Origin of the sequence: Winogradskyella sp. PC-19 (assembly GCF_002163855.1) — a bacterium.
Taxonomy (GTDB): Bacteria; Bacteroidota; Bacteroidia; order Flavobacteriales; family Flavobacteriaceae; genus Winogradskyella.
The window spans coordinates 2869700-2895150 of record NZ_CP019332.1 but is presented as its reverse complement, the minus strand read 5'-3'; the positions used below and the strand labels follow the sequence as shown (position 1 = coordinate 2895150).

Annotated in this window: 26 protein-coding genes; 24 read left to right on the top strand and 2 right to left on the bottom strand. The window is 32.8% G+C overall.

Translation table 11 applies throughout. The features are described from left to right. Positions 1 to 111: 111 nt before the first annotated feature. Genes BTO05_RS13495 through BTO05_RS13485 form a run of 3 tightly spaced genes read left to right on the top strand, consistent with a single transcriptional unit; the run spans position 112 to position 2252 of the window. Positions 112 to 606 carry an RNA polymerase sigma factor gene (locus BTO05_RS13495; protein ID WP_087493177.1) on the top strand — a complete coding sequence of 165 codons (495 nt, stop codon included), beginning with the start codon at positions 112 to 114 and terminating at the stop codon, positions 604 to 606. 4 nt (positions 607 to 610) lie between these two features. Next, on the top strand, positions 611 to 1225 hold the full coding sequence (locus BTO05_RS13490) for a hypothetical protein (RefSeq protein WP_087493176.1): 615 nt from the start codon (positions 611 to 613) through the stop codon (positions 1223 to 1225). Between the two features lie 10 nt (positions 1226 to 1235). Next, positions 1236 to 2252, top strand: coding sequence for a hypothetical protein (locus tag BTO05_RS13485; RefSeq protein ID WP_087493175.1), 1017 nt, complete (start codon positions 1236 to 1238; stop codon positions 2250 to 2252). A 17-nt stretch (positions 2253 to 2269) separates the two neighbouring features. Here the strand turns inward: BTO05_RS13485 and BTO05_RS13480 are convergent, their stop codons facing one another. Both BTO05_RS13480 and BTO05_RS13475 read right to left on the bottom strand, forming a co-directional pair. Continuing rightward, positions 2270 to 3070 (bottom strand): lysophospholipid acyltransferase family protein, encoded by an 801-nt coding sequence (locus BTO05_RS13480; protein WP_087493174.1) that lies wholly within the window; start codon positions 3068 to 3070, stop codon positions 2270 to 2272. Between the two features lie 48 nt (positions 3071 to 3118). Next, complete coding sequence (locus BTO05_RS13475; RefSeq protein WP_087493173.1) at positions 3119 to 3760, bottom strand: NUDIX hydrolase; 642 nt, start codon at positions 3758 to 3760, stop codon at positions 3119 to 3121. A 38-nt stretch (positions 3761 to 3798) separates the two neighbouring features. On the opposite strand from BTO05_RS13475, the gene BTO05_RS13470 reads away from it, so the two are divergent. The 21 genes from BTO05_RS13470 (at position 3799) to BTO05_RS13365 (ending at position 25106) form a co-directional block, all read left to right on the top strand. Continuing rightward, a complete protein-coding gene (locus BTO05_RS13470) occupies positions 3799 to 4458 on the top strand; it encodes a peptidylprolyl isomerase (RefSeq protein WP_232459750.1) in 660 nt (219 codons plus the stop codon). A 63-nt stretch (positions 4459 to 4521) separates the two neighbouring features. Continuing rightward, entirely contained in the window at positions 4522 to 6669 is a 2148-nt protein-coding gene (locus BTO05_RS13465; protein ID WP_087493171.1) for a M3 family metallopeptidase, read from the top strand. Positions 6670 to 6811: 142 nt separating this feature from the next. Continuing rightward, complete coding sequence (locus BTO05_RS13460) at positions 6812 to 8119, top strand: T9SS type A sorting domain-containing protein (protein WP_087493170.1); 1308 nt, start codon at positions 6812 to 6814, stop codon at positions 8117 to 8119. A gap of 974 nt (positions 8120 to 9093) precedes the next feature. Continuing rightward, complete coding sequence (locus tag BTO05_RS13455; RefSeq protein ID WP_087493169.1) at positions 9094 to 9453, top strand: hypothetical protein; 360 nt, start codon at positions 9094 to 9096, stop codon at positions 9451 to 9453. A gap of 71 nt (positions 9454 to 9524) precedes the next feature. Continuing rightward, on the top strand, positions 9525 to 10448 hold the full coding sequence (locus tag BTO05_RS13450; RefSeq protein ID WP_087493168.1) for a PD40 domain-containing protein: 924 nt from the start codon (positions 9525 to 9527) through the stop codon (positions 10446 to 10448). Between the two features lie 290 nt (positions 10449 to 10738). Next, positions 10739 to 11428: a DUF6090 family protein gene (locus BTO05_RS13445; RefSeq protein ID WP_087493167.1), complete on the top strand. Its 690-nt coding sequence runs from the start codon at positions 10739 to 10741 to the stop codon at positions 11426 to 11428. A gap of 509 nt (positions 11429 to 11937) precedes the next feature. Next, positions 11938 to 12663 (top strand): DUF6090 family protein, encoded by a 726-nt coding sequence (locus BTO05_RS13440; protein WP_157662595.1) that lies wholly within the window; start codon positions 11938 to 11940, stop codon positions 12661 to 12663. 86 nt (positions 12664 to 12749) lie between these two features. Further along, positions 12750 to 13448, top strand: a complete 699-nt coding sequence (locus tag BTO05_RS13435; RefSeq protein ID WP_198295280.1) for a DUF6090 family protein — start codon at positions 12750 to 12752, stop codon at positions 13446 to 13448. A gap of 227 nt (positions 13449 to 13675) precedes the next feature. Next, positions 13676 to 14167 carry an RNA polymerase sigma factor gene (locus tag BTO05_RS13430; RefSeq protein ID WP_087493164.1) on the top strand — a complete coding sequence of 164 codons (492 nt, stop codon included), beginning with the start codon at positions 13676 to 13678 and terminating at the stop codon, positions 14165 to 14167. Beyond that, complete coding sequence (locus tag BTO05_RS13425; protein ID WP_087493163.1) at positions 14151 to 14807, top strand: hypothetical protein; 657 nt, start codon at positions 14151 to 14153, stop codon at positions 14805 to 14807. The genes BTO05_RS13430 and BTO05_RS13425 overlap by 17 nt, the downstream gene beginning before the upstream one ends. A gap of 110 nt (positions 14808 to 14917) precedes the next feature. Further along, on the top strand, positions 14918 to 15370 hold the full coding sequence (locus BTO05_RS13420) for a hypothetical protein (RefSeq protein ID WP_087493162.1): 453 nt from the start codon (positions 14918 to 14920) through the stop codon (positions 15368 to 15370). A 411-nt stretch (positions 15371 to 15781) separates the two neighbouring features. After that, the gene (locus BTO05_RS13415) at positions 15782 to 16291 is read left to right on the top strand and encodes a hypothetical protein (protein ID WP_087493161.1); all 510 of its coding nucleotides are present in this window, start codon (positions 15782 to 15784) and stop codon (positions 16289 to 16291) included. Positions 16292 to 16468: 177 nt separating this feature from the next. Then, positions 16469 to 16810, top strand: coding sequence for a hypothetical protein (locus BTO05_RS13410; protein WP_157662594.1), 342 nt, complete (start codon positions 16469 to 16471; stop codon positions 16808 to 16810). 69 nt (positions 16811 to 16879) lie between these two features. Beyond that, positions 16880 to 17065 carry a hypothetical protein gene (locus BTO05_RS13405; RefSeq protein WP_087493159.1) on the top strand — a complete coding sequence of 62 codons (186 nt, stop codon included), beginning with the start codon at positions 16880 to 16882 and terminating at the stop codon, positions 17063 to 17065. Between the two features lie 86 nt (positions 17066 to 17151). After that, positions 17152 to 17508, top strand: a complete 357-nt coding sequence (locus BTO05_RS13400; RefSeq protein ID WP_087493158.1) for a hypothetical protein — start codon at positions 17152 to 17154, stop codon at positions 17506 to 17508. A 22-nt stretch (positions 17509 to 17530) separates the two neighbouring features. After that, positions 17531 to 18226 (top strand): DUF4377 domain-containing protein, encoded by a 696-nt coding sequence (locus BTO05_RS13395; RefSeq protein WP_087493157.1) that lies wholly within the window; start codon positions 17531 to 17533, stop codon positions 18224 to 18226. A gap of 45 nt (positions 18227 to 18271) precedes the next feature. Next, entirely contained in the window at positions 18272 to 20035 is a 1764-nt protein-coding gene (locus BTO05_RS13390; RefSeq protein ID WP_087493156.1) for an amidohydrolase, read from the top strand. A gap of 194 nt (positions 20036 to 20229) precedes the next feature. After that, complete coding sequence (locus tag BTO05_RS13385; RefSeq protein ID WP_087493155.1) at positions 20230 to 21972, top strand: amidohydrolase; 1743 nt, start codon at positions 20230 to 20232, stop codon at positions 21970 to 21972. A 516-nt stretch (positions 21973 to 22488) separates the two neighbouring features. Next, the gene (locus BTO05_RS13375; protein ID WP_087493153.1) at positions 22489 to 22866 is read left to right on the top strand and encodes a cystatin family protein; all 378 of its coding nucleotides are present in this window, start codon (positions 22489 to 22491) and stop codon (positions 22864 to 22866) included. Between the two features lie 148 nt (positions 22867 to 23014). After that, positions 23015 to 23209, top strand: coding sequence for a Lacal_2735 family protein (locus BTO05_RS13370; protein ID WP_087493152.1), 195 nt, complete (start codon positions 23015 to 23017; stop codon positions 23207 to 23209). 565 nt (positions 23210 to 23774) lie between these two features. After that, positions 23775 to 25106, top strand: coding sequence for an ADP-ribosylglycohydrolase family protein (locus BTO05_RS13365; protein WP_087493151.1), 1332 nt, complete (start codon positions 23775 to 23777; stop codon positions 25104 to 25106). Positions 25107 to 25451 lie beyond the last annotated feature (345 nt).

The following is a 25451-nucleotide window of genomic DNA, read 5'->3' as shown; positions in this document are numbered from 1 at the left end:
TGTAGTAATCTAATGACGAATTGCATTTAATTACAAAATTCATGCAATAAACTGTAACATATCTATAACTTTGATGACTTACAGAATAACTAAATCAACCACCAGAAACTATTGGACAAAGAATTGGAACATAGCTTTGTAGAGCAGCTTCAAAAACACCAGAATATTGTGCATAAAGTATGTAGGCTTTATACCAATAATCAGGATGCACATAATGACCTATTTCAGGAAATAACCATACAATTATGGCGTGCATATCCTAAGTTTAGAGGCGATTCAAAATTCAGTACTTGGATGTATCGTGTTGGTCTTAACACTGCCATTACCTTATATCGAAAGTCTAAACGTCGAATCAAAACGTCGGATTTTGATGCATATCAGTTTAAGATTAAAGCTGAAGAATACGATAGCACAGAAGAAGAACAATTAAAATTGTTGTACCAGGCTGTACACCAATTAAATGATATAGAAAAAGCACTAGTACTATTATATCTTGAAGATAAAGATTATAGAGAAATCAGCGAAACCCTTGGTATTACCGAGGTTAATGCACGTGTAAAAATGAATCGTGTAAAGAAAAAATTAAAAGCAATATTAAATCCGTAACGTTATGGATGAATTAGAATTATTAAAAAAAGATTGGCAAAGCAATCCAGTGGAATATCCGGAATTGTCATACGACGAGATTTATAAAATGTCGCATGCTAAATCGTCGAGCATAGTAAAATGGATTTTTTACATCAGTCTTATTGAGTTTGGAGTTGGGTTATTACTTATTTTATTAAATCCAAAAATTGAAAGTCAGATAGAGTTTCCTCAATGGATTGAAATCATGTCTTATGCAACTTTCCCTGTTATAGCTGTTTTTGTTTATTTCTTTTATAAGAATTATAAAAATATAACTGCTACCGATAGTGTAAGAAAACTTATAAAGTCAATATTAAAAACAAGACGTACAGTTAAGTACTATGTCCTATTTAACTTAGTTGTGGCTGGTATATTTTCGTGTGTAGGACTTTATATTGGTTATGTTAATACCGAAGGTGGTGCAGAACAATTTAACGCCAACGCACATTTCGCAGAGTATGCAACTTTAGGTATTGTAATTGTATTAGTTACAGCAGGTATCATTGCCTTTTTCTACGGTGTTTATTACTTACTTTATGGTATACTTTTAAAACGTTTAAACAAAAATTACAAAGAGTTAAAAAAGTTAGAAGTCTAAATTTAACCGAATGACATTACAAAGAAAATTATCCGTTTTTGGTTTTGTTACGTTATCATTTTTATCACTTTATTTATTTGGAACATCGTCAGTTTTTGCTTTAGAAACATCTCGATTATCGCCTTTGATAACCATTGATGTCTTGCTAACAATTCCGTTGATTTATTTTTTACTAATTCGTAAAACAAACATTCCTAAACTAACGGTAATACCAGTTACAATAGCAGGTATTATCTTAGCTTCATATATTATCCCTGAAGAAAATCAGCGCTTATTAAGCTTATTTAAAACTTGGGTTTTACCTATTGTTGAATTATTTGTTGTGGCTTACGTTCTATTAAAGGTTAGAAACACAGTTAAGACATTTAAAGAAAATCGACAAGCAAACTCGCAAGCAGATTTTTATACCATACTAAAACAAACGTCTCGTGACATTTTACCAAGATTTTTAGCTATTCCATTTGCTACTGAGATTGCAGTCATCTACTATGGATTAATTAATTGGAAAAAACGCAAACTTAATCCTAACGAATTTACGTATCACAAAAGCAGCGGAAGCATTGGCTTATTTATAGCTTTTATACTAATAATTGCTGTCGAGACTGTCGGAGTACACTATTTACTTAGACAATCGTCTAATATAATTGGAGTATGGATTTTGACTATTCTTAGTACCTACACCGGATTGCAAGTCATTGGCTTTGTAAAGTCAATTTTAAAAAGACCAATTGTTATCGAGAATAATAAATTATACCTTCGTTATGGTATCATGAAAGAAACTGAAATAGATATAAAGACTATTGCTTCTATCGAAATAAGTTCAAAAGATTTAGAAGAAAAATCAGAGATTAAAAAAATGTCCTTACTTGGTAACCTTGAAAGCCATAATCTTATCATCCATCTTAAAGAACCAAATACTATGATTGGCTTATATGGTATCCAAAGAGCATATAAAAGTCTAGCTTTAAGTGTCGATAAAAAAGAGGAGTTTAAAACACAAGTTGAAAAGCTTTTAGCAGCAGATTAATTACTAGCGTTTAAATTCTACCAATCTCGAAGCTCTTTATTAAGACGCTCTTTTTCTTCAAGTTCTTCTTGAGGAATTACTTTTAAAAATGAAGGATGTTGCTCAATTGCGTATTCTATTTTTTCAACAATATCTGCAATCGATTCATTATCGTAATCAATCTCTAAAGGCTGTTTGACTTCAAAAGATTGGTATATGTTTTTCTTTTTGATACGTAACCCTTTTTTGTCAAAAGAACGTCTAAAACCATCGATAACGATAGGCACTACTACAGGTTTGTATTGTTTTATGATATGAGCTGTTCCTTTTCTAATAGGTTTGAATGGTGTTGTTGTCCCTTGTGGAAACGTCACTACCCAACCATCGTCCAAGGCCTTTTTTATAGCACTAATATCACTCATTTTCACCTGACGATTAACATCTTTACCTTGAGAACGCCAAGTACGTTCAATACTAATAGAACCTGTATAAGCAAATATCTTTGGTATTATACCAGATTTCATAGTTTCCTTTGCTGCTACATAATACATGTTTAGCTTAGGATTCCATAAATAACCTACATTTTTTATATTATCTAAACGACCACTCAAACTAGCATTAAACACATGAAACATCGAGATAACATCTGCAAAATATGTTTGATGATTAGAAATAAAAAGTACGTTGGTATCAGGTAAGTTTTTTATGATTTCAGAACCTTCAATTTGTAAATCATTAAAGCCTCTAAAACGCCTGTGTGTTAACAAACCAAGAATTCTGATAAGCCATTTTTTTACAAAAAGTATATGTCCAAAAGGATTGGTTTTGAATAAACCCATAGTATCATTTCACATTTATCGGATAACAAATGTAATAAAATAACCTGCTTAGAGTATCTCTTTTAATAATACTTTAATTTCTGAAAGCATCATTGCAGTGGCACCCCAAACGATATGACCGTTTAATGTAAATGCAGGCACTTCAACCTCAACATTATAACTTGTTGGCACCTTCGTATTTACAACATTATTTTCGTTTAAAAAGTCTGCAAGTTTTACTTCTAAAATATCTTCAACCTCAGATTCTTGTTTTATAAATTGTAATTGCTGCTTTGCAATACCTAAAAAAGGATGTACCATAAAATTGCTTGGCGGTATGTATAATGGCGATAGTGTTTTTAATACTTCTATTTGATGTATTGGCACACCAACTTCTTCTTCTGTTTCGCGCAATGCTGTTTCTTGTAAATCGGTATCTGTATCCTCTACCTTTCCACCAGGGAAACCAACTTGTGCAGAGTGTACACCTTTGTATGACTTTCGGAGTATAAAAACCAAATGCGTAATATATTTATCATCAGGATAAAATAATGCCATAACACCAGCTTTGGGTGCTGTTTTTCGCTTTTCCTTATACTTTTCGGCAAGTTCTAGTCGATATGGTGGCGACAGTTTTGCATGCGCTTCTTCTCCCAAAAGCGGCAAATCTTTTATATTTACAATTGATTCTAAAAACGTATTAAAGTCCATTTATGAGAATTCTTCTTTTCTTTTGTGTTTGCTTAATTATGAGCTGTGAAGATAAGCAAACTTCAAAACAAAATACCAAAGTTACTGACAGCAACGTCGAGAAAAAAAACACACCTGTAAAAAAGCAAAAAGATTTACGTGAATACCCAAAATTAAGCGATGACAATGCCATGGACTTCTTTAGAGAATATGGTAATTCTCATAAACAAAACAAGGTACGTATCGTCACCGATTTTGGTAATATAGACATCTTACTTTACGAAAAAACGATTTTTCATCGCGCTAATTTTATATTCTTAGCAGAACAAAAGTATTTTGATTATACGCAGTTTTATCGTGTGGTACCTAATTTTATAATTCAAGGTGGCAGTAGCGATGGTATGAATATCGCCAAGCGTCGAAAAAAAATTGGACGTTACTTATTACCGCCAGATACCAAACGTGGCTACACACACAAACGCGGTGCTGTGTCTATGCCAAGTAGCGAAATAGAAAACCCTTATAAACTAGCTTCTCCTTATCAATTTTTTATTGTCAACAGAAAAGGTGGCGCGCCATTTTTGGATGGCGATTACACCGTTTTTGGCGAAGTTATTTCTGGTATGGCTGTCGTCGATAAAATCAATGCTGTAGAAACCGACGAAGGCGAATGGCCAGTAAAGAGCGTTTATATTAAGACTGTTGAAATTATAGAATAATTAAGATTTCGATATTTCAATTTTTATAACTTGTACAACATAACTTTTTTTAACTCAACCCTTATGATTTCAAAATCTATAAAAACGATTGCTATTTGCAGTATCGTACTAGTGTCTAGCTGTAAAGAAGAGACCAGTCAAAACGAAAATCAAATGACCGAAAACAATATCTTACTTCAAGAATGGGAAGGCGATTACCAAGGCGTACCTGCATTTGACAAAATGAATGTCGCTGACGTTAAGGATGCTGTAGAAAAAGGTATGGCACTTAATCTTGAAGAGATTGACGCCATAGCAAATAACCCAGAAGCACCAACTTTTGAAAACACCATTGTAAAAATGGAAAGCTCTGGTAAAGCACTAAACCGTGTGTTTACCTATTACGGTATCATGAGTTCTAACATGTCTTCACCTGAATTTAGAGAAGTCCAAGCAGAATTAGCACCAAAACTATCAGAGTTTAATTCTAAAATTTCTCAAAACGAAAAATTATTTCAGCGTGTAAAAGCGGTTTATGATGCATCTCAGATAACTCCTTTAGAGCCACAAGCACAACGTGTTGTTGACTTAACTTACAAAGGTTTTGAAATGAATGGCGCCAACCTAGATGTCGAAAAGAAAAAACGCTATGCCGAAATCAACAAAGAACTATCAAGTCTTTATAACAGTTTTGCAAATAACGTGTTACATGACGAAGAAAATTATGTCACCTACCTTGACAAAGACCAATTAGGTGGATTAGCAGATGGATTTGTAAAATCTGCCGCTAAGATTGCTACTGACAAAGGACAAGACGGCAAATATGCAATTGTGAATACGCGTTCTTCAATGGACCCATTTTTAAAGTATTCTACTGAGCGCGAATTACGTGAGCAAGTTTGGAAAAACTATTATTCGCGTGGCGATAACGGTGACGAATATGATAACAATAAAATCATTGCCGAAATATTAAAACTACGTAAAGAACGAGTAGGCTTAATGGGCTATGACAATTATGCACAATGGCGCTTACAAGACCGTATGGCAAAAACTCCGGAGAATGCTATGGATTTGATGCTTAACGTTTGGCCAGCTGCTATTGCACGTGTAAAAGAAGAAGTTGCAGATATGCAAACCGTAGCTAATGAACTAGGCGATAATATTACAATTGAGCCTTGGGATTATCGCTACTATGCCGAAAAAGTTCGTAAAAAGAAATACGATTTAGACAGTGACGAGGTAAAAGAATATCTACAACTCGATAAATTACGCGAAGCCATGTTTTTTACGGCTAGTGAGTTATTTAATTACAAATTTACACCAGTCAAGGAAGGTTCTGTACCCGTATTTCATGAAGACGTAAAAGTTTGGGAAGTAACCGATAAAGATTCTGGCAAACATATTGGCTTATGGTATTTAGATACTTATGCACGCGAAGGCAAACGTTCTGGTGCTTGGGCAACCACTTACAGAAGCTCTACCTCTTTTGAAGGACAGACTAATGTTTTAGCTTCTAATAACAATAACTTTGTAAAACCTGCTCCAGGCGAAGCCGTATTAATTTCTTGGGACGATGCAAATACATTTTTTCATGAGTTTGGCCATGCCTTACACTTCTTCTCTGCCGATGTAAAATACCCAACATTACAGGGTGGCGTTAGAGATTATACCGAGTTTCAATCGCAATTATTAGAGCGTTGGTTATCGACAGACAAAGTCATTAACCAGTATTTGGTACATTACAAAACTGGCGAACCTATTCCTGCAGCTTTAGTAGAAAAGATAAAGAAAGCATCGACCTTTAACCAAGGTTTTGGTACCACAGAATATCTGGCATCTGCTTTGATTGATATGAAGCTACATTTAGCAGACCCAACAGACATAGATATCGATAAATTTGAACGCGAAACACTAGACGAACTTGGTATGCCTAAAGAATTACCAATGCGTCACAGAACACCACATTTTGGACATGTATTTTCTGGCGAAGGTTACGCAACTGCTTACTACGGTTACATGTGGGCAGATGTACTAACAAGTGATGCCTCAGAAGCGTTTAGAGAAGCTCCAGGTGGATTTTATGACAAAGGCGTTGCCGATAGATTAGTAAAGTATTTGTTTGCACCTCGTAACGCTATGGATCCAGCAGAAGCTTACCGATTATTTAGAGGTCGTGATGCTAAGATTGAAGCACTGATGAAAGACCGAGGATTTCCGGTACCAACGAAATAGATTTAAGAATTTGAAAATTAGTAGAAAGACTTACGGATAAAACAAGTCATAATATAGGTTTATAACTAGTTGTAGCCAATATGAATTGCAAATTACCATCAAAATAAATAGTATATTTTAATAATCCAATTTTTAAATAAACATGAAAACACTAACAATTTTAACAATTTTCTTTATTTCATTTAACTGTTTTTCTCAATGTCCAAATTCAGATATTGTTTTATCTAGTCAAAATGATATTGACAATTTTTCAACTAACTATCCTAATTGTACACAGTTAAATAATAGTTTAAAAATAGAGGGTACTAATGCTACCAACCTTAGCCCATTATCAAGTATAACATCAGTAAATAATTCCGTTTTTATAAAAGATAATGTAGGACTTACTTCTTTAACAGGTCTATCTAATTTAGCAACCATTGGGAGTAATTTCTTTCTCGAAAACAATGCAAGCTTAACGGATATAAGCGCCTTAAACGGACTAACTTCTATAGGATTAAGTTTTTACTTAAAAGATAATGTAGGACTTACTTCTTTAACAGGTCTATCTAATTTAGCAACCATTGGGAGTAATTTCTTTCTCGAAAACAATGCAAGCTTAACGGATATAAGCGCCTTAAACGGACTAACTTCTATAGGATTAAGTTTTTACTTAAAAGATAACGGAGGGCTTACTTCTTTAACAGGTCTATCTAGTTTAGCAACCATTGGGAGTAATTTCTTTCTCGAAAACAATGCAAGCTTAACGGATATAAGCGCCTTAATCGGACTAACTTCTATAGGATTAAGTTTTTACTTAAAAGATAACGGAGGGCTTACTTCTTTAACAGGTCTATCTAGTTTAGCAACCATTGGGAGTAATTTCTTTCTCGAAAACAATGCAAGCTTAACGGATATAAGCGCCTTAAACGGACTAACTTCTATAGGATTAAGTTTTTACTTAAAAGATAACGGAGGGCTTACTTCTTTAACAGGTCTATCTAGTTTAGCAACCATTGGGAGTAATTTCTTTCTCGAAAACAATGCAAGCTTAACGGATATCACAGGATTAAACGCCTTAGTAACAGTTTCAAATAATTTTTACATTCAAAACAATAGTAATTTAACTAATTGTAATATTGACTACATATGTAATGGTTCTAACTCAAATATAACTATATCGAATAATAATACAGGCTGTAATGATATTACAGAAGCATGTAGCGCACTAAGTATAATAGACGAAGAAATAAATACAGTAAAAATCTATCCTAACCCTACAAAAGGTTTTATTAATTTGATCAGTAACAATTTACTAAATGTAGAACTATATGATATGCTAGGCAAGAAGGTATTAACCACCAATAATATAAAAATTGATTTATCCTCATTTAAAACAGGAATTTACCTATTAAAAGTAAAATCTAGAGATAATGGATCAATAGAGACTTATAGGTTGATTAAAGAGTAAGTTCCTTTCGTGAAATTCCGAAAGTAAAAAACTTAAATTGTTCAATAGAGAAGATTAAAGAATAATTGAATAAAAATACTGGCTACAACAATGTATAAAAATAATTGCGGTTTAGTCCTATAACTAAGGTAGTTGCTTGTTTGCTACATCTGTTTTTCCTTCGGAAATTCTAGCCACGCAAACCCGCAACTATTCTTATACCGGCCGTTGGTATGTAATTGCCTGCGGCACGTAGAATCGCGTTTTGCAAACGCTTCCTTTCTACTAATTACATACCAACGTCCACTGTTTGTCGCACCTCGCCGATTTTATGTATATTTAGTCAAGTCTACGTGAACTACACACGAAACTACATACAACAGCGTGTATAGCTAATGAGGCGCAACAATGGCTTTCCATGAGGCGCGCCTCACTACGCCATACACAGTGGACGATGATGTACAATTCACCCAAAAGTGAACTCAAATTGCTACATCTCGTTCCTCGATTCCCGCCCTTTGAGATATGTACATCATCGCAGCGCTATGTCAAATTGCATTAGGTGTAGGCGTTAGGCATATAGCTTATTATCACTTTTACGTGCCATCGAGGAAAACTGTACATATCAGGTCGCTAAATGCAATTTGGTCTGCTCTATTGTATTTACTTTTTATCGTATCTTCGATACACAAAAACTAAATCCAAACGCAGAACTGCACATAGCGCTGCGTTGTAAAACATTTTGACCCGTCTTAAAATATGATAGAACTCATTAGGATATTTGATAACAGCGAAAGAAGAATGAAATCATCGTACGATTCTGGGTATAGAAGTTACTTAATAACTGGGCGAATGAATCTCATTCTTCTTGTGCATTAAAGATTGAAAACAGACTTTTCTTATTAAAAGAATTAAAACCCGAAATCATACTAAATAAATCAATTGGCTTAATTGTTATAAGTGAAGATAACAGGGAAGACAAATCTTATATTTCAATGTATCCTAAAAATCATCTATTTCTGAAATTAGGTTCATTAAAAATTAGAAGAATTAAAGACTCGTTATTTGAAATACACGTAATTTCTTCAAAAAATGTATCGTTCTTAGAAATACCGTCACCAGAAAGGTCTGCACATAAAGTTGCAGAAATCAAACCAAATAAAACGATTAGGTATCGATCAAATTATAAATATGATACTTGGGGTTTTATGAGAGGCCAAAGATCTTTTTTAGAAGAGGACTATATTATACAGCACCTCGGTTTTGTAGATGAAATTGATTTCTCAATGAATCAAAAATCTGAAGTTAAAATTAATATTGACAAGGTTGTCAACGAAAGAAAAATATTGAAGTAACGTTTTACAACAAAGTGTAAAAATGCATTAAAACGCATTTTACACAAATCGTTGTAGGTAATTTAAACATCATGCGAAATTTTCAAATATCTCTCTTATCAATTACAATAGTAGTTTTTTTTAATGCTTGCAATAAAAAGAATCAATCTAAAAGTTCAGATTCAAAAATTATAGAAGTTTCATATTTTGGGCAAAAACCACCTGGAACGACTGCTGAAATTTTCGCTCCTGAAATTGTTTCGGTAAATGGAAGATATGAATATGCAGTTTCGTTTTCTCCTGATATGAATGAAATGTATTTTTCTGGGAATAAAGAAGAGAAGCCTCAAGTTGTATATTTCTCAAGACTCAAAGACGAAAAATGGTCTACTCCTAAAATAGCAAACTTTACAAAAGGAAAGAAAAAAAATGAACTTGAAGGTTTCGTTAGTCTCAATGGTGAAAAGATTTTTTTCACTGCATATGACTCAATTTTTTCAGATGAGAATATTTGGTATGTAAACCGTTTAGAGAATTCTTGGAGTGAAGCGATAAAACTTGATTCACCAATTAATGATGACATTGTTTTTTACTCAAATACCTCTGAGAATGGTGACTTATTTTATACGAGTATTTCACAATGGAAGATGTATTATGCTCCAAATAAGAATGGTGAATTTCCCGAAGTACATGAAGTTGGAATTGAATATGGAGGTCACGGTTTTATTTCCCCTTCTCAAGACTTTATACTAGTAGATGCTCAAAAAGAAAATGAAGAGACAAAAGACAGAGATATTCATGTTTGTTTTAAGGATAAAGACGGAACATGGTCAAAACCAATCAACCTTGGGGACGCTGTAAATTCTAAATTCGCTGAAACGTGTCCGAGTCTTACTCCAGATGGTAAATATTTATTTTTCAGTAGATATGACGAAGAAGGTGGTTTATCAAACATATATTGGATAAGTGCAGAGGTTATAAACAAAGTAAAATCTGTTGAATTTGATAGACATTGATATATTGTAGTAATGAATGAATCACTAATTGAAAACTACCTACAACAATGTATAACCGCAATTACGGCGGATTCGACTACATCCGAATCCACTCGGAATTGCGAACGTCAGTCCTAAACCGAAAAATAATGCATATAAACCCGTAACTGCCGGTTATACGAGACCGTTGGTATGTAATTGCCTGCGGCACGTAGAATCGCGTTTTGCAAACGCTCCTTTTCTACTAATTACATACCACTAACCACTAACCAATGATAAAATTCTTTCGGAAAATTAGACAGAACTTGCTTATGGAAAACAAAACTGGCAAATACTTTAAATACGCCATTGGAGAAATCATTCTTGTCGTGATTGGAATTCTAATCGCATTGCAAATCAATAATTGGAATCAGCAACAAAACATTGATTCCGAAGAGCAAAAAATGCTTCAAAGTTTACGCTCCGAGTTAGAAGAAAACATTGTGAAATTTGATAGTATCTACACCTATCATATAGTAAGAGATAGTATATTAAATAGGTTAATAGATTTAGATCCAAGATTTGAAAGTTTCGATAGTCAAGATTCTTTAATCAATAAAGCAGATTGGAGTTGGACATTTAATCCCAGTAGCGGTATTTATAATTCAATAATTAATTCTGGTAAAATTGAACTCATAAGTAATTATGAGCTAAAAATTAGAATTGCTAAATTAAAAGATGTAATTGTTGATTATTTAGATGATGAACAGTTTGCTCTAGATTACACTACTCAAAATGTGGAACCTTATTTTGTTAAAACATTTTCATTTTATAAACGTCCCAGAACAAAGGAAGAACGTGTTAAGGACAGTATCAATTATTTAAAAGTTATTCCGTCTAGGGAATTTCAAAATCAAATGATTTATATAGGCTTTGCATTACAAGGGATTTTTGAAGAAGGTCCTGCTTTAAGAAATGAGTTTGTAGAAATTATGGATATGATTGACAAACAATTAAATTAGAATAGTTAATGATTAAATCGTAAATTAAAAAAACGAAAGCACAACAACGTGTATAATTTATTGCTAGTTCTAGCCTACTTACGAAAATCCTCGCGGATTTTCTATTCGGTTTTTATTTGCTAAATTCGGTGCTTAAACCACGCAACAAAACATATACAAAACCGATGATGTACAATTCACCCAAAAGTGAACTCAAATTGCTACATCTCGTTCCTCGATTCCCGCCCTTTGAGATATGTACATCATCGCAGCGCTATGTCAAATTGCATTAGGTGTAGGCGTTAGGCATATAGCTTATTATCACTTTTACGTGCCATCGAGGAAAACTGTACATATCAGGTCGCTAAATGCAATTTGGTCTGCTCTATTGTATTTACTTTTTATCGTATCTTCGATACACAAAAACTAAATCCAAACGCAGAACTGCACATAGCGCTGCGTTGTGCTTCATTATAACCAATCTTTAACCAATGATAAAATTCTTTAGAAAAATCCGCCAAAACTTGCTTATGGAAAATAAAAATGGAAAGTATTTTAAATACGCAATTGGAGAAATTGTTCTCGTGGTTATTGGAATTTTGATTGCTCTTCAAATAAATAGTTGGTATGGAAAGCAGGTTAATAATGCCAAACAAGAGAAATATTTAGAAAGCATAGTAAACGATTTAAATCAACAATTAATCAATTTAGATTATCATTTAAATGAGGAAAATGAGAATCTATTTGATATTCAAAAACTAGTATCAATTTACAATAAAAATAAAAGGTTCGATTTAAATGACACAACTCTTAATTATTTTGGAAGTGTATTTGACAGAACTACATTTTTAGCTAATCGTACAACTTACACGCAATTATTATCAACTGGTGATATTGGAATCATTAATAATGGAGAAATTCGAGATGAAATTGTAAAGTATTACCAACATATTGAACGAAGAGAATTGGTAGTTCAAAAAAATAACGATGTAAAAGATTTAGTTATAAATCCAATTTTCCTTAAAAACATTGACTTAACATATCCAAGTATAACTAAGAGTTTTAAAATGAATGAAACTTACCCAAGACAACTAGAGCAAACAAACATTAACTTGTTACAAAAAGATATACTTTTCGAAACTGTTAATATTATTAAAGTAAAATTACTCTCAACTCAAGCTATAATTCAATGGTTTAAAGAAGACAAAGAAAGAACGCTCGATTTGATTGATTTAATAAATAATGAATTAAAATAACGAAAGCACAACAACGTTTATGCTTCATTATAACCAACCAATAACCAATGATAAAATTCTTTAGAAGAATAAGACAAAACTTGCTAATGGAAAACAAAACTGGAAAGTATTTTAAGTATGCAATTGGCGAAATTGTACTTGTTGTAATTGGTATTCTGATTGCATTACAGATTAATAATTGGAATGAAAACAGAAAAAAAGAAACTCTAAAAAACGAATACAAAACAGCCTTAATTAATGATTACACAAAAGATACAATTCAAATTAATGCTCGTCTTTTAAGAAACAATCTCAGAATTGAAAGGATTAACTCACTTGGTGATAGTATCGAAAATGGGCATTTTAATAATCTAGAAAGTTATTATAAACTCTACAATAATGAATTTGTTGGAATTAGAGTCACCAATGTTTACAATACCAATAGTTTCAATTTACTCATATCTAGTGGAAAAATAGATTTGTTCGATAAAGACCTAAGAAAAGAACTTATGGAATTAAATCGACTTCAAACAACTGAAAAAACTGTACAAAATGGTAATAAAGGTCTCCTCTTAGACTTTATGCTAAACCTTGGAAGTAAATATCCAACCATTGGAAATCCTTTAGATAATAATGCTACACACAAACTCTTGTGGAAAAATGTAAAAGTAAATGATTTACCAAAAGATTTAGTGAATCATTTGATACAAGAACGTTACACCATTTCAAGGTATATAGAATTAACAGACAATGTATTGCAACAAACCGAATTGGTTTTAAATCTTTTAGCTTCTAACAGCGAATAACGAAAGCACAACAACGTGTATAGTAAATTGCTCAGCTGGTTAAAACAAAGAAAAATTCCTACCTTTAAGACAAATCAATATAGCGGAAAATCCTCGCGGATTTATCCGCAACAAACCATATACAACAACGTTGTGCTTAATATCTCTCAAAAAATATTCATTTACAATTTTGCCATTTGTCTGTAATAATTCCAAATTTTAGCCACTAACCAATAAAAAGAACACTATTGAGTAGCGATTTTTATAAAACATCTATTTTACCATTTGCAGGAATAATTATCAAATTATGTCGAGCGTATTCCAACTCGCAAGAAGATTTTGAAGATTATTACCAAGAAGTGTGTTTACAAATTTGGAGGAGTAAAGACAACTTTCGTGAAGAATCTCAATGGAGCACTTGGGTGTATCGGATTTCATTAAACGTTTGTTTAACATTACTTAAGAAAAAGAAAAATAATGTTCAACATTTTGTATCGGATTCTATAACTGTTGAAGAAACCGAAGACAACTTCGCGTTTTCAGACGAATCTCTCAATTTATTATACGATGGTATTAAAAAACTATCGGAAATCGATAGAGCAATCATTATGCTTTATTTAGAAGAAAAATCGCAAAAGGAAATTGCAGAAATTATAGGTACTAACCCAAATAATATTGGTGTGCGTGTTAAAAGAATTAAAATTAGATTAAAAAAAATATTAGATGGAAAGATCAATTGAAAATATTTGGAAAGAAGGTTTTCTTAAGAGTGATGCTTTAGTAGCACCAAAAATTAACAATCTTTACAACCAAAAATCAATTCATATCATTGATAAATTTAAACGTATGTTTAGAATCAACTTGATTGCGATTGTTGTATTCTCATTTGTTTTCTTATTAGTCTCATATTTTATAGGAATACCAATAACAGGTATCATATTTTTTGTTATGCTTTCGGTTCTTGTATATTTCAATAAGAAGCTATTAAATGATTTAGAGCAAATAGATTTGGGTGTTAGTAGTTATCAATACTTAAAGGCATTTAACCAATGGAAAAATAAACAAATCTCGGTAAATAAGAAATTCTCAAGATTTTTGTATCCATTGATATTTATCTCAATGATTTTAGGGTTTTGGTTTAAAGATGCAGAGGGTATGCCTTTAGGAGAAAGATTAGTAAATGAAGTTCTCATAGGTTTTCCTGATATCTATTTAATATTTGGAATCCCACTAATAGGAATTGTTATTGTATTCATAATTTTAATGTTACTGGCGTATTTTGGAGATCGGATTTATAAATGGGATTTAAACATTGTTTATGGAAGAGTATTTAGAAAACTAGAAGAATTAATGACTGACATAGAAAGTTTAAGGAACTGAAAACTTCGTAATAGGTCTTGATTATATTACTTTTTAAATGTTTTCAAAAAAAAAGTTTTAAGTGTAATATTTTTTGTATTAAGCCACTAACCAAGAAAACAGTAAAAATTATGACACTAAAAAATGCAATTAACTTTTTTGAAAGTTTAGAAGCTGAGACAAGTAGAAAATCTGAGATGAAGGTTTACCAAGAATTTATTCAAATTATAACGAATTTAGAAAAGAAAGGTTTATCTGAAAATGAAATTCTATCTATAGAAACGGAATTGGATAGTTTAAATTTAAGGTCAAATCCTTTGAGGAGAAAAAAATATTTTAAGAAAGCGCTTAGTGATTTTCAAAAATATTTAAAAGACACATTTTCCTTAACCACCAAAGGATATTACACAACTTTTTATGGTGGATTAGGATTAGTATTTGGTTTACTATTTGGAGTTGCAATTTTATCTAACCTAGAACGCTCGTTAGGTATTTCTCTAGGTTTAATTGGAGGAATGGTAATTGGTTCAATTATGGGGCGTAGCAAAGATGCTCAAGCTAAAACATCTGGAAAGATGCTCTAATTAATAGATGAATTAAACTAAAAAATTCATCTAAATATAATACTAAGCACAACAACGTATATAAAAAATAGCAGTTAAGAGCAAACCTTAAGTTCGGTTCTTTTCTGCTATCTTTGTTTAAATCGAAAATTGGCACATATAAATCTGCTACTTTTCATATACAAGACCGTTGGTGAGTAATTGCCTGCGGCACGTAGAATCGCGTTTTGCAAACGCTCCCTTTCTACTAATTACTCACCAACGTCCACTGTTAATCTCGCCTCCCAATTTTATGTATATTTAGTCAAGTCTACGAGAACTCCTCACAAAACTACACACAACTGTATGTATAACAAATGAGACGCGATTATGGCTTCTCGTGAGGCGCACCTCACTCGCCATACACAGTGGACGTTGTAGTGCATTTGACAAATGAGGACAGTAATAACATCTATCATTCTGATTTTAATTTTATTCTGTTCTTGTAGCGGAAAAAAAGAAAATACCCAAAATCCAGAATTTGAGAAATTAATAATCGATTATTGGACTGGAGACGAAGCTTATGTCAATAAAAGAATTGAATTCACTAAAAAAGGAAATAAAGTATTTGGAAAAATAATACGACCTGAATATAAAATTAGTGAAAGAACTACCATTTCAGGAGACTCAGAATTAAACTCTGAAAAGATTAAACTTCTAAATGAGTTTTGGAATCAAGTACTTAAATTCAAAGATTCTTGTGAGGAAAAATATTGGAGCTCTTCAATTCAAGATTACACAATAATTAGAGATTTAGATACATTAAAAATTGACCGATATTGCGATTGGAAAGATTATGAATATGAGAATATAGAAAAAGTTCTTTTTTCTGAGTTTTTTAAGAACCTAAAATCTGAAAGAAATAACTTAGAAAAAGAATTATCAAAAATTGCTTACTTTTAGCTCAAAGAAAGTTGCTATATTTTTTACAAACTTTAATTTTCCTTCGGAAAATTAGCCGTTCACAAAAACAGCAACTTTTCATTACACAAAAACGTTGGCAATAATTAAAACTCTAGACTGAATGAGGAAATGAAAAGTGATGCTAAAGAAGGAAAATTAGATTAATAAAAAATTACAATGAAGATTAGTTTATTGACGTTTTTCGTTCTTATGGTGTATACAATAGGCTATTCTCAAAACAATAATTCTGTTTTAAAAGAACAAGAATATAAAGATAATAAGGGTGCTAGCAGACTGACTATTGGCTTAGGTCATACACATGTTTCTGAAGGTAAAATTGATGGTGATACGAAATGGCTGGCATTAGCCTCGTGGTCCTTAAATTATGATTATTGGTTTTCTGATAAATTAGCCATTGGGCTTCAGAATGACCTTATTTTAGAATCATTTATTATTGAACACGGAGATGAAGAATTATTAGAGCGGTCCTATCCTATTGCGAGCGTTCCTGTATTATAATATAAGCCTGGAAAACGACTCATTCTAATAGCTGGAGTCGGTGCCGAATTTGCAAAGGAAAGCACCCTCATGATGACACGATTAGGGGCTGAATATGGTTTTCACCTACCTGGTAATTGGGAAATTGGTGCCGCTTTAGTTTGGGACGCTAAATGGAACTACTATAATTCTTGGGGACTCGCATTGACAGTAAGTAAAAATATGGCAAAAAAAGAAACATTAATAAAAAGGAAACAGAATACTAAACATCAATAAATGATTAATTTTTATAATAAATATAAAAAGCAATTATGAGAAATATAATTCTTCTTGCACTGTTCATGATAAATTCGAGTTTTTTCATGGCTCAAAATGATGATAGTTGGGTTGTACTAGCTAAAAAAGATGTTAGCTACAAAGCAGATAAAGACATTATCAACTTATTAGGTAATAATCGAGACATAAGAAAAATTAAGTTGCGGTGTAAACAAGGTTCATTAAAGATAAAAAAAAACATATTTATCTATAGTTCGTCTGATAAACAAGAACACACACCGAAAGGAACGGGTGTATTAACTAAGGGTACTTCTTCAATACCTATAAAAACAGAAAAAAAAGAATCTGTCAAAAAAGTTGAAATCCATTACGAAGGTTACGGTAATATGCTCCTCACTAAAAGAGTTAAAGTGGAAGTATTAGGTTTAATAACTAAAAATTAACACAATGCTAAACACTAAACTAATGAACGCGAATTTAAAAACTTCCAATATTAAAAAGTATTTATGTTTAATAATACCAGCCTTATTAATTATGTCGTGTGAAACAAATATCAATGAACAAACCATTTGGATTAATAGTGCAAAAGTAGATTGTGTAGGTGTTGGCCCTATGCAATGCTTTAACGTTAAAAATAGCGAAAGTGAAGACTGGACGAACTTCTACCAAGAAATTAAGGGTTTTAATTTTGAGCCAGGATATATCTATAAATTAAAAGTTTCAGTGGATACTTTAGATAGAAGTAATTTACCTGCTGATAAGTCTTTTTTAGAGTATAAGCTGATCGAAATACTATCCAAAGACACGGACCCCTTTTTACCTCTAAATGATATTTGGATGATTACCCAATTAAAAGGAATTGACAACTTAAAAGATATCGCTTTAAAATCCATACCTACAATAGAACTTAATACAAATACCAGGAGCATAATGGGATCTAATGGTTGTAATCGTTTTAGGGGAAAATTAGAAACTTTAAAAGAAGGAAAAATTAGTTTTGGACCTCTAATGGGTACAAAAAAACTATGTGCAGAAATGACGACCCCAAATAATTTTAATTCAGCTTTAAGCCAAGTCAAGTATTATAAACATAATGGTTTAGAATTGCTTTTTTTTGACAGAGATAATGAGCTACTAATTGGTTTAAAAAAGGTTGACTAGTATACAAACATCAATTAAATAATTTATATTAATTAAAATCTACTCATGAAACTAAAAATAACACTTAGTCTTTTTATTAGTATCCTTATTATTGGATGCAAGATGAATAATAGTAATAAGGATAATCAAGTAGAAACAAATCCAAAAATTTCATCAGTGCTCTACATGGGTGGTGATATTGTCACTATGGACGGCAATAGTCTTGAAATGGCCGAGGCTATCGTTACCCAAGACGATGAAATTGTATTTGTTGGAGCTCTAGCGGGTGCCGAAAAGGAATTTCCAAACTCAAAAAAGCACAACCTTAAAGGAAATACTCTCATGCCAGGTTTTGTAGAGCCGCATGTGCATCCTTCCCTAGCAGCAACAATGCTTCCAAATGAAATTATAGCCCCCTACGATTGGGTTCTACCTACTGGGACTAAAAAAGGGGTTTCAGGACATGATGCGTATATTGATGCTATTACAAAATCAATTACTGAAAATGCTAAAGATGGAGAAATGTACTTCATTTGGGGCTATCATCAATTGTGGCATGGGGAGTTATCTCGAGACATGATTAATACCATTACCAAAGACAAACCTGTGGGAATAATACACCGTTCCTTTCATGAAATTTATTTGAATGATGCTGCCATTGAATTATTGGGTATTACTGAAAATGATTTTAAAGGGAATTCTCAAGTAGAATGGGATAAAGGACATTTCTACGAAGGTGGTTGGCTTGCACTAGTTCCGAAAATGGCTCCCATCATGCTAGAACCAACACGTTATATGGAGGGACTAGGCATGATGACCCAATTGATTCAACAAAATGGAATTACAACGGTTGCAGAACCTGGATTTCCTAGTGCAGATTTTGATGGTGAGATAGCACTATTAAAAAAAGAAATGGCTAAAGAACCACCTTATGATGTTTACCTTATTCCGAGTGGTACACAATTATTTGGAATGAAAGGTGGTAATGAGGAAGCTATGGCCTTTATGGAAACATTAAGTGACACCTACAACACAGATAATATTCATTTTTTACCAAAACAAGTGAAGTTATTTTCTGATGGAGCTATTTATTCTCAACTCATGCAAATGAAAGATGATTATACGGATGGGCACCATGGAGAATGGATGACGCCTTTAGATTTATTTCAAGAGCAAATTAGTATGTATTGGGATAATGACTATAAGATTCATGTACATTCTAACGGAGACAAAGGAATTCAGCAAGTATTGGATTTTCTTGAATTAGATCAAAAACGAAATGCTAGAAAGAACCATAGGTTTACCCTTCACCATATGGGATATTATACGGATGATATGGCACAAGAAATTAAAGAACTAGGAGTCGAAGCTTCAGTTAACCCATATTACTTATGGGCGCTAGCTGATAAGTATAGTGAAAATGGACTAGGAAAAGAAAGAGGCGAAAATTTAGTCAGAATCAATAGTTTAGTAAAAAGGGACATTCCGGTCTCATTTCATTCCGACTTCTCAATGGCTCCAATGGAACCATTAACGATTGCATGGACAGCGATTAATAGAGTTACCTCAGAGAAAAACTCCTTTTCACAAGATCAGAAAATACCTGTGTTCGAAGCAATGAAGGCGATTACCATAGACGCAGCAAGAACCTTAAATTTAGAAAAACAAATAGGTTCTATTGCTGAAGGGAAAAGAGCTAATCTTGTGATTCTAAACGAAAGTCCATTCTCTGTAGATCCTATGGAGATAAAAAACATTAAGGTCCTAGCAACTATATTTGAAGGAGGATTCAATATTGTTAAATCTAACAATCTCAAGGGTGGAAAATAATATCGTAATTAGTCGAACAATGTGTTGAAGCGAATATGAATGGTTCACTAGAAGTTGGAAAAAAATGCAGATCTAGTGATTCTAGACAAAGCACCATTAGTAACACCTGAAATTGAAATAAATAATATTGAAATTATGAAAAGCATAAAAAAAGGTGCTACTATTTATAACAATAACTAAAATTAAGATAAACAATGAGACATGTATCAAAATTATTACTACTGTTAGTAATCATACTAACAAGTTGCAAAGAGACTAAAGAGAACGCAACAGAGGCAATAGAAGGAACAGCGGTCGCTGAGCCCTATAAACTGCAACAAACATTATATTACGGGGGTGACATAATTACTATGGCAGGTGAAACACCTACTTACGTTGAAGCAGTAGTGCAGCGGGAAGGTAAAATTATTTTTACGGGAAGTAAAGCCGATGCTCTTTCTCGATTTGAAGGTAAGGCCGAACAAGTTGATTTACAAGGAAAAACTATGCTACCAGGCTTTATAGATGCTCATGCACACTTTTCAAACTTCTCATCACAAGCTATTGGAGCACAAATATTACCGCCACCAGATGCTGGTGCCAATAATATGGCTGCGATTATTAACATATTAACAGCGTGGAATACAACTGAAAATCGTGCATTAACAGGATGGATTTTTGGTGCAGGATTTGATGATAGTGTACTTGAAGAAAAACGTTTTCCAACAAAGCATGATCTTGATCAAGTGTCGACTGAATTCCCAATAATGATTATACATATTTCAGGACATTTTGCAGTTGTAAATTCTAAAGGTTTAGAGCTTTTAAATATTAATTCAGAAACAAAAGATCCTGAAGGAGGTCTTATTAGAAGAGAAAACGGAAATGAACCTAATGGTGTTTTAGAAGAACTTGCTGCAATACCTTATTATGCAAAAGCGTTAACACCACAAACTAAACAGGCTTCAGAAACTTTTTTCGAATCTGGACAAGATATGGCTTTATCATTTGGGTATACAACAGCACAAGAAGGAAGAGCAATGCTTGAAAATCATGCCTTCTTAGCTGGTAAAGCAGAGGAAAACAAACTAAAACTTGACGTAGTGAGTTATGTGGATTATTTGTTCGTAGATACGCTTATGAATACAAAATGGAATTCTAGAAAATACAATAAAAAATATCGTATTGGAGGCATGAAATTAACGTTAGACGGTTCTCCTCAAGGTAGAACGGCATGGAGAACTCAGCCCTACTTATTACCGCCAGATGGTGCTAAAGAAGGTTATTTAGGATATCCAGCAATACCTGAAGATAGTGTTCTAGAGTCATTATATAGAAAAGCTTTTGCAAACAATTGGCAAGTTCAGACACATGCCAATGGTGATGCAGCTATGGATCAAATGATTAGAACAATGCGTAAGGTTTCAAATGAGTTTGAAAAAAAAGACAGAAGAAATGTTTTGATTCATGGTCAATATGTTAGAGAAGACCAATTAGATGCGTATAAAGAATTAGATGTTATTGCCTCTTTGTTTCCGCTACATACTTTTTATTGGGGAGACTGGCATAAGGAAATTATTGGAGATGAGTTAGGTAACAAAATCAGTCCAACAAGAACCGCCTTAAATAAGGGATTAAGAGTCACAATACATACAGACGCTCCTGTTGCTTTACCCAATTTAATGCGAATGGTTGGTATAACCGTTGAACGTAAATCTAGATCTGGAAAATTGATTGGCGAAGGAGAAAAATTAACGCCTTATGAAGCTTTAAAAGGTATTACAGATTGGTCGGCGTATCAACATTTTGAAGAAAATAACAAAGGAACTATAGAAACTGGAAAATTAGCAGACTTAGTTATTTTAGACAAAAACCCATTAAAGGTTAAAGAAGAAAATATTAAAGATATCGTTGTTTTAGAAACAATTAAAGAAGGTGTCTCTGTTTATAAAAAATAAAATAAGGCTTTCATTCCAAAATGGAAAGTAAGCCCTTTAAAGCATTATGGGCGCAAATATCAACAACATAACACGAGAAAAAGTAACCACTACAATAGCATACGCTCAGGTGTCTGTTGATGAGGTTTTTATCGATGGGCATTCGCTACAAGAAACGTTAAAGAAAAGTCATAAAGTATTATTTTCGAAAGGACGGTTTAAACATTTCTTTGTGCTTTACTTGGGGAAAAACTGATAGATATATACCATAGTAAAGAAGAGTTTTTAAAATCACCAATTCCAGAGGGAGGAGCAACCAACATTGCCCCATTGTATGGTTGTGCTGATGGTTGCTGTGTTTATTTGTATATAAAAGTGAGAAAAGACAACAAGCATATTTATTGGGAACATATTGGAAGAAATACGGCTTTTATAATTCCTTCACAAAAAAAAGAAAACGACATTGAATGGCTACCCTCCTTTCAACCACTCATATTCAATTTTAAAACATATCAGTCATTTTTTAAAACATAAAATATGATTAAAAAAGTAATTCTACTATTATTTATCGCTGTAGCATTAATGGTATTTGTACAATGTAAAGAAAAGACTAAAACATCTCTACCAAAGCATAAAGAGACGATAATGGATAGAAAACAAAAGAATCTAGTTGGTGGCTGGAAATCGATAGAAGTTACAGATACTGTCAAAGAATTAGCTGATTACGTAATCTCTGAAAACAACATAAAGTCACCAATAAATAAAGTTTTTAATGCTGCATCACAAGTGGTAAGTGGAAAAAATTACAAATTCGAAATACTATTAGAGAATGGTGAAGTTTGGAAGGCGCAAGTTTATCTTAATATTAAAAAAGAACGCTCCATCACTTCATTCAAACTAATTAACAACACCTAAATCACTTCGAATGAGACTACTTAATCTATTGATTATAAAGGCTTTCTAGTCTATAAAAAATAATTTAAAGGCTCAAGAAAATGGAAAGAATATAATTTTTAGTCTTAGAATCTTTATAACAAGGATTATCTATTTAAAAGCGAAGTAAATGAAATCAAATGATTCAATAAAAACTTATCAGCTAAAACTCAATGAGCGCTACAAACATCTTGTTGAGCAGGTTTATAATTTGCGCCAAATTGATTCTGCTTTAAGTGATATTGCCGAATATAAGGCAATAAAAGTTTTAGACGAACTAAATAGATTAAAATATCTATATCGAGAAATCCCGAAAAATTGTTGATACCATAAAAGGCAATGCCAACATCTTTAATACATATTAGATTTTCCCAATATAGTCTTACTGAACACATAATCATTTTTATACATCAATTTTAATCAAAATCTAGTTCTAGCCTAACACTTCAAAATAAGAATGACACTTTTTTAAATTTCAAATAAAAAAATGTACATTTAAATGTTTCTGTTTATAAAAAATAACTATTGCCAACACCGTGTATAATTAATTGCTTGGTCACTGCCGACTTACGAAAATTCCGCTTGAATTTTTTATCTGTGATTTGTTTGTTAACTTAGTTGCTTAACCACGCAACTAACCATACACAAACACGTTGGTGAGTAATTGCCTGCGGCACGTAGAATCGCGTTTTGCAAACGCTCCCTTTCTACTAATTACTCACCAACGTCCACTGTTAATCTCGCCTCCCAATTTTATTGTATATTTAGTCAAGTCTACGAGAACTCCTCACGAAACTACACACAACTGTATGTATAACAAATGAGACGCGATTATGGCTTCTCGTGAGGCGCGCCTCACTCGCCATACACAGTGGACGTTAGCAGCAATTATGAGAAACTTTATTTCTATATTACTTTGTTTATTCCTTTTGAATTCTTGCATTTCAAAAAGTGTAAAAAAAACTATTCATATTGAGAATAAAACACAAACTATTAGTATTTTAAAAGATAAGTACCAAAACCAATTATACGGGTTTTGGCTAGGTCAATGCATTGCTAACTGGTCTGGTTTGGTTACAGAAATGGATAAAATTGGTAATCTTGGGGAAATAAAAACAGGCGATTTTTACACTAGAGACGATTGGGGAAAACCCGACCAACCAAGCATTTGGGGCGAAGGAGTTCCCAGCGATTTATCGTCTACCATAGATTTTGTATTTAAAAAAAGTGATGAAATTTGGGGCTCAGATGATGATACAGATATAGAATTTATGTATCAACATCTTCTATACACAAATAAAGTTAATATACTTACCCCAAAGCAAATACAAAATGGTTGGTTAAAACATATAAAGCCTGAAGAGGAAAACTATTTATGGGTTTCTAATCAAAAAGCATTCGATTTAATGAAAGCTGGTGTTCTTCCGCCCGAAACAGGGAACCCAAAACTTAATGAACATTATGATATGATTGATGCCCAATTAACCACGGAAATATTTGGACTATTTTCACCTACAAGACCAGATATAGCATTAAAAATAGCAGAATTGCCTATACAAACGACCGCTAGACAAGAAGCAGAGGATATTTCAAAATTTTATGTGTCTATGTATTCGCTTGTGTATGCCACAAATTCTAATAGTAGCATGAAAGAAAAACTGCTTTGGATGTCGAGTAAATCAAGAGAAAAACTGCCAAATGATTCCTATCCAGCAAAAATGTATGATTATACTAGACTCTTATATAAGTCAGGTATTCCTTGGGAACAAACAAGAGATTCACTTTACTACAGATATCAGGTTAACCAAAAAGACGGCTATAACATAACATCAAGAAATTTATATTGTAATGGCTGTTTTGCAGCAGGAATAAATTTTGCTGCAAGTTTAGTAAGTCTTTTTTACGGAGAGGGCGACTTAAAAGAAACAATAAAAATAGGAACTCTTGCAGGTTGGGATTCTGATAATCCTACTGCCACTTGGGGAGGACTAATTGGTTTTATGATTGGAAAAGAAGGTATAGAAAAGGCATTTGACAGAAAATTTTCAAATCGATTTAATATCCACAGGACGAGACAAAACTTTCCAAATAATGGTATAATCACGTTTGAGGAAATGAGCAAAATAGGTATAACAATAACTGAAAGAGTTGTAATGGAGGAATTGAACGGAACAATTGATGAAAAGAATAATGCTTGGATTATCCCATTGGAAAACAATTAAAAGCTGCTAACAAAATATAAAAAAAATAGGCGAAATATTAGTAAAATCAATGCCTTTGGATCGTATCAAACTTTGTACTTTACGCAGAGTTTAGTTCTTCGAAATCGCCTACTTTTCATATACTAACCGTTGGTATGTAATTGCCTGCGGCACGTAGAATCGCGTTTTGCAAACGCTTCCTTTCTACTAATTACATACCAACGTCCACTGTTTGTCGCACCTCGCCGATTTTATGTATATTTAGTCAAGTCTACGTGAACTACACACGAAACTACATACAACTGTATGTATAACAAATGAGACGCGATTATGGCTTCTCGTGAGGCGCGCCTCACTCGCCATACA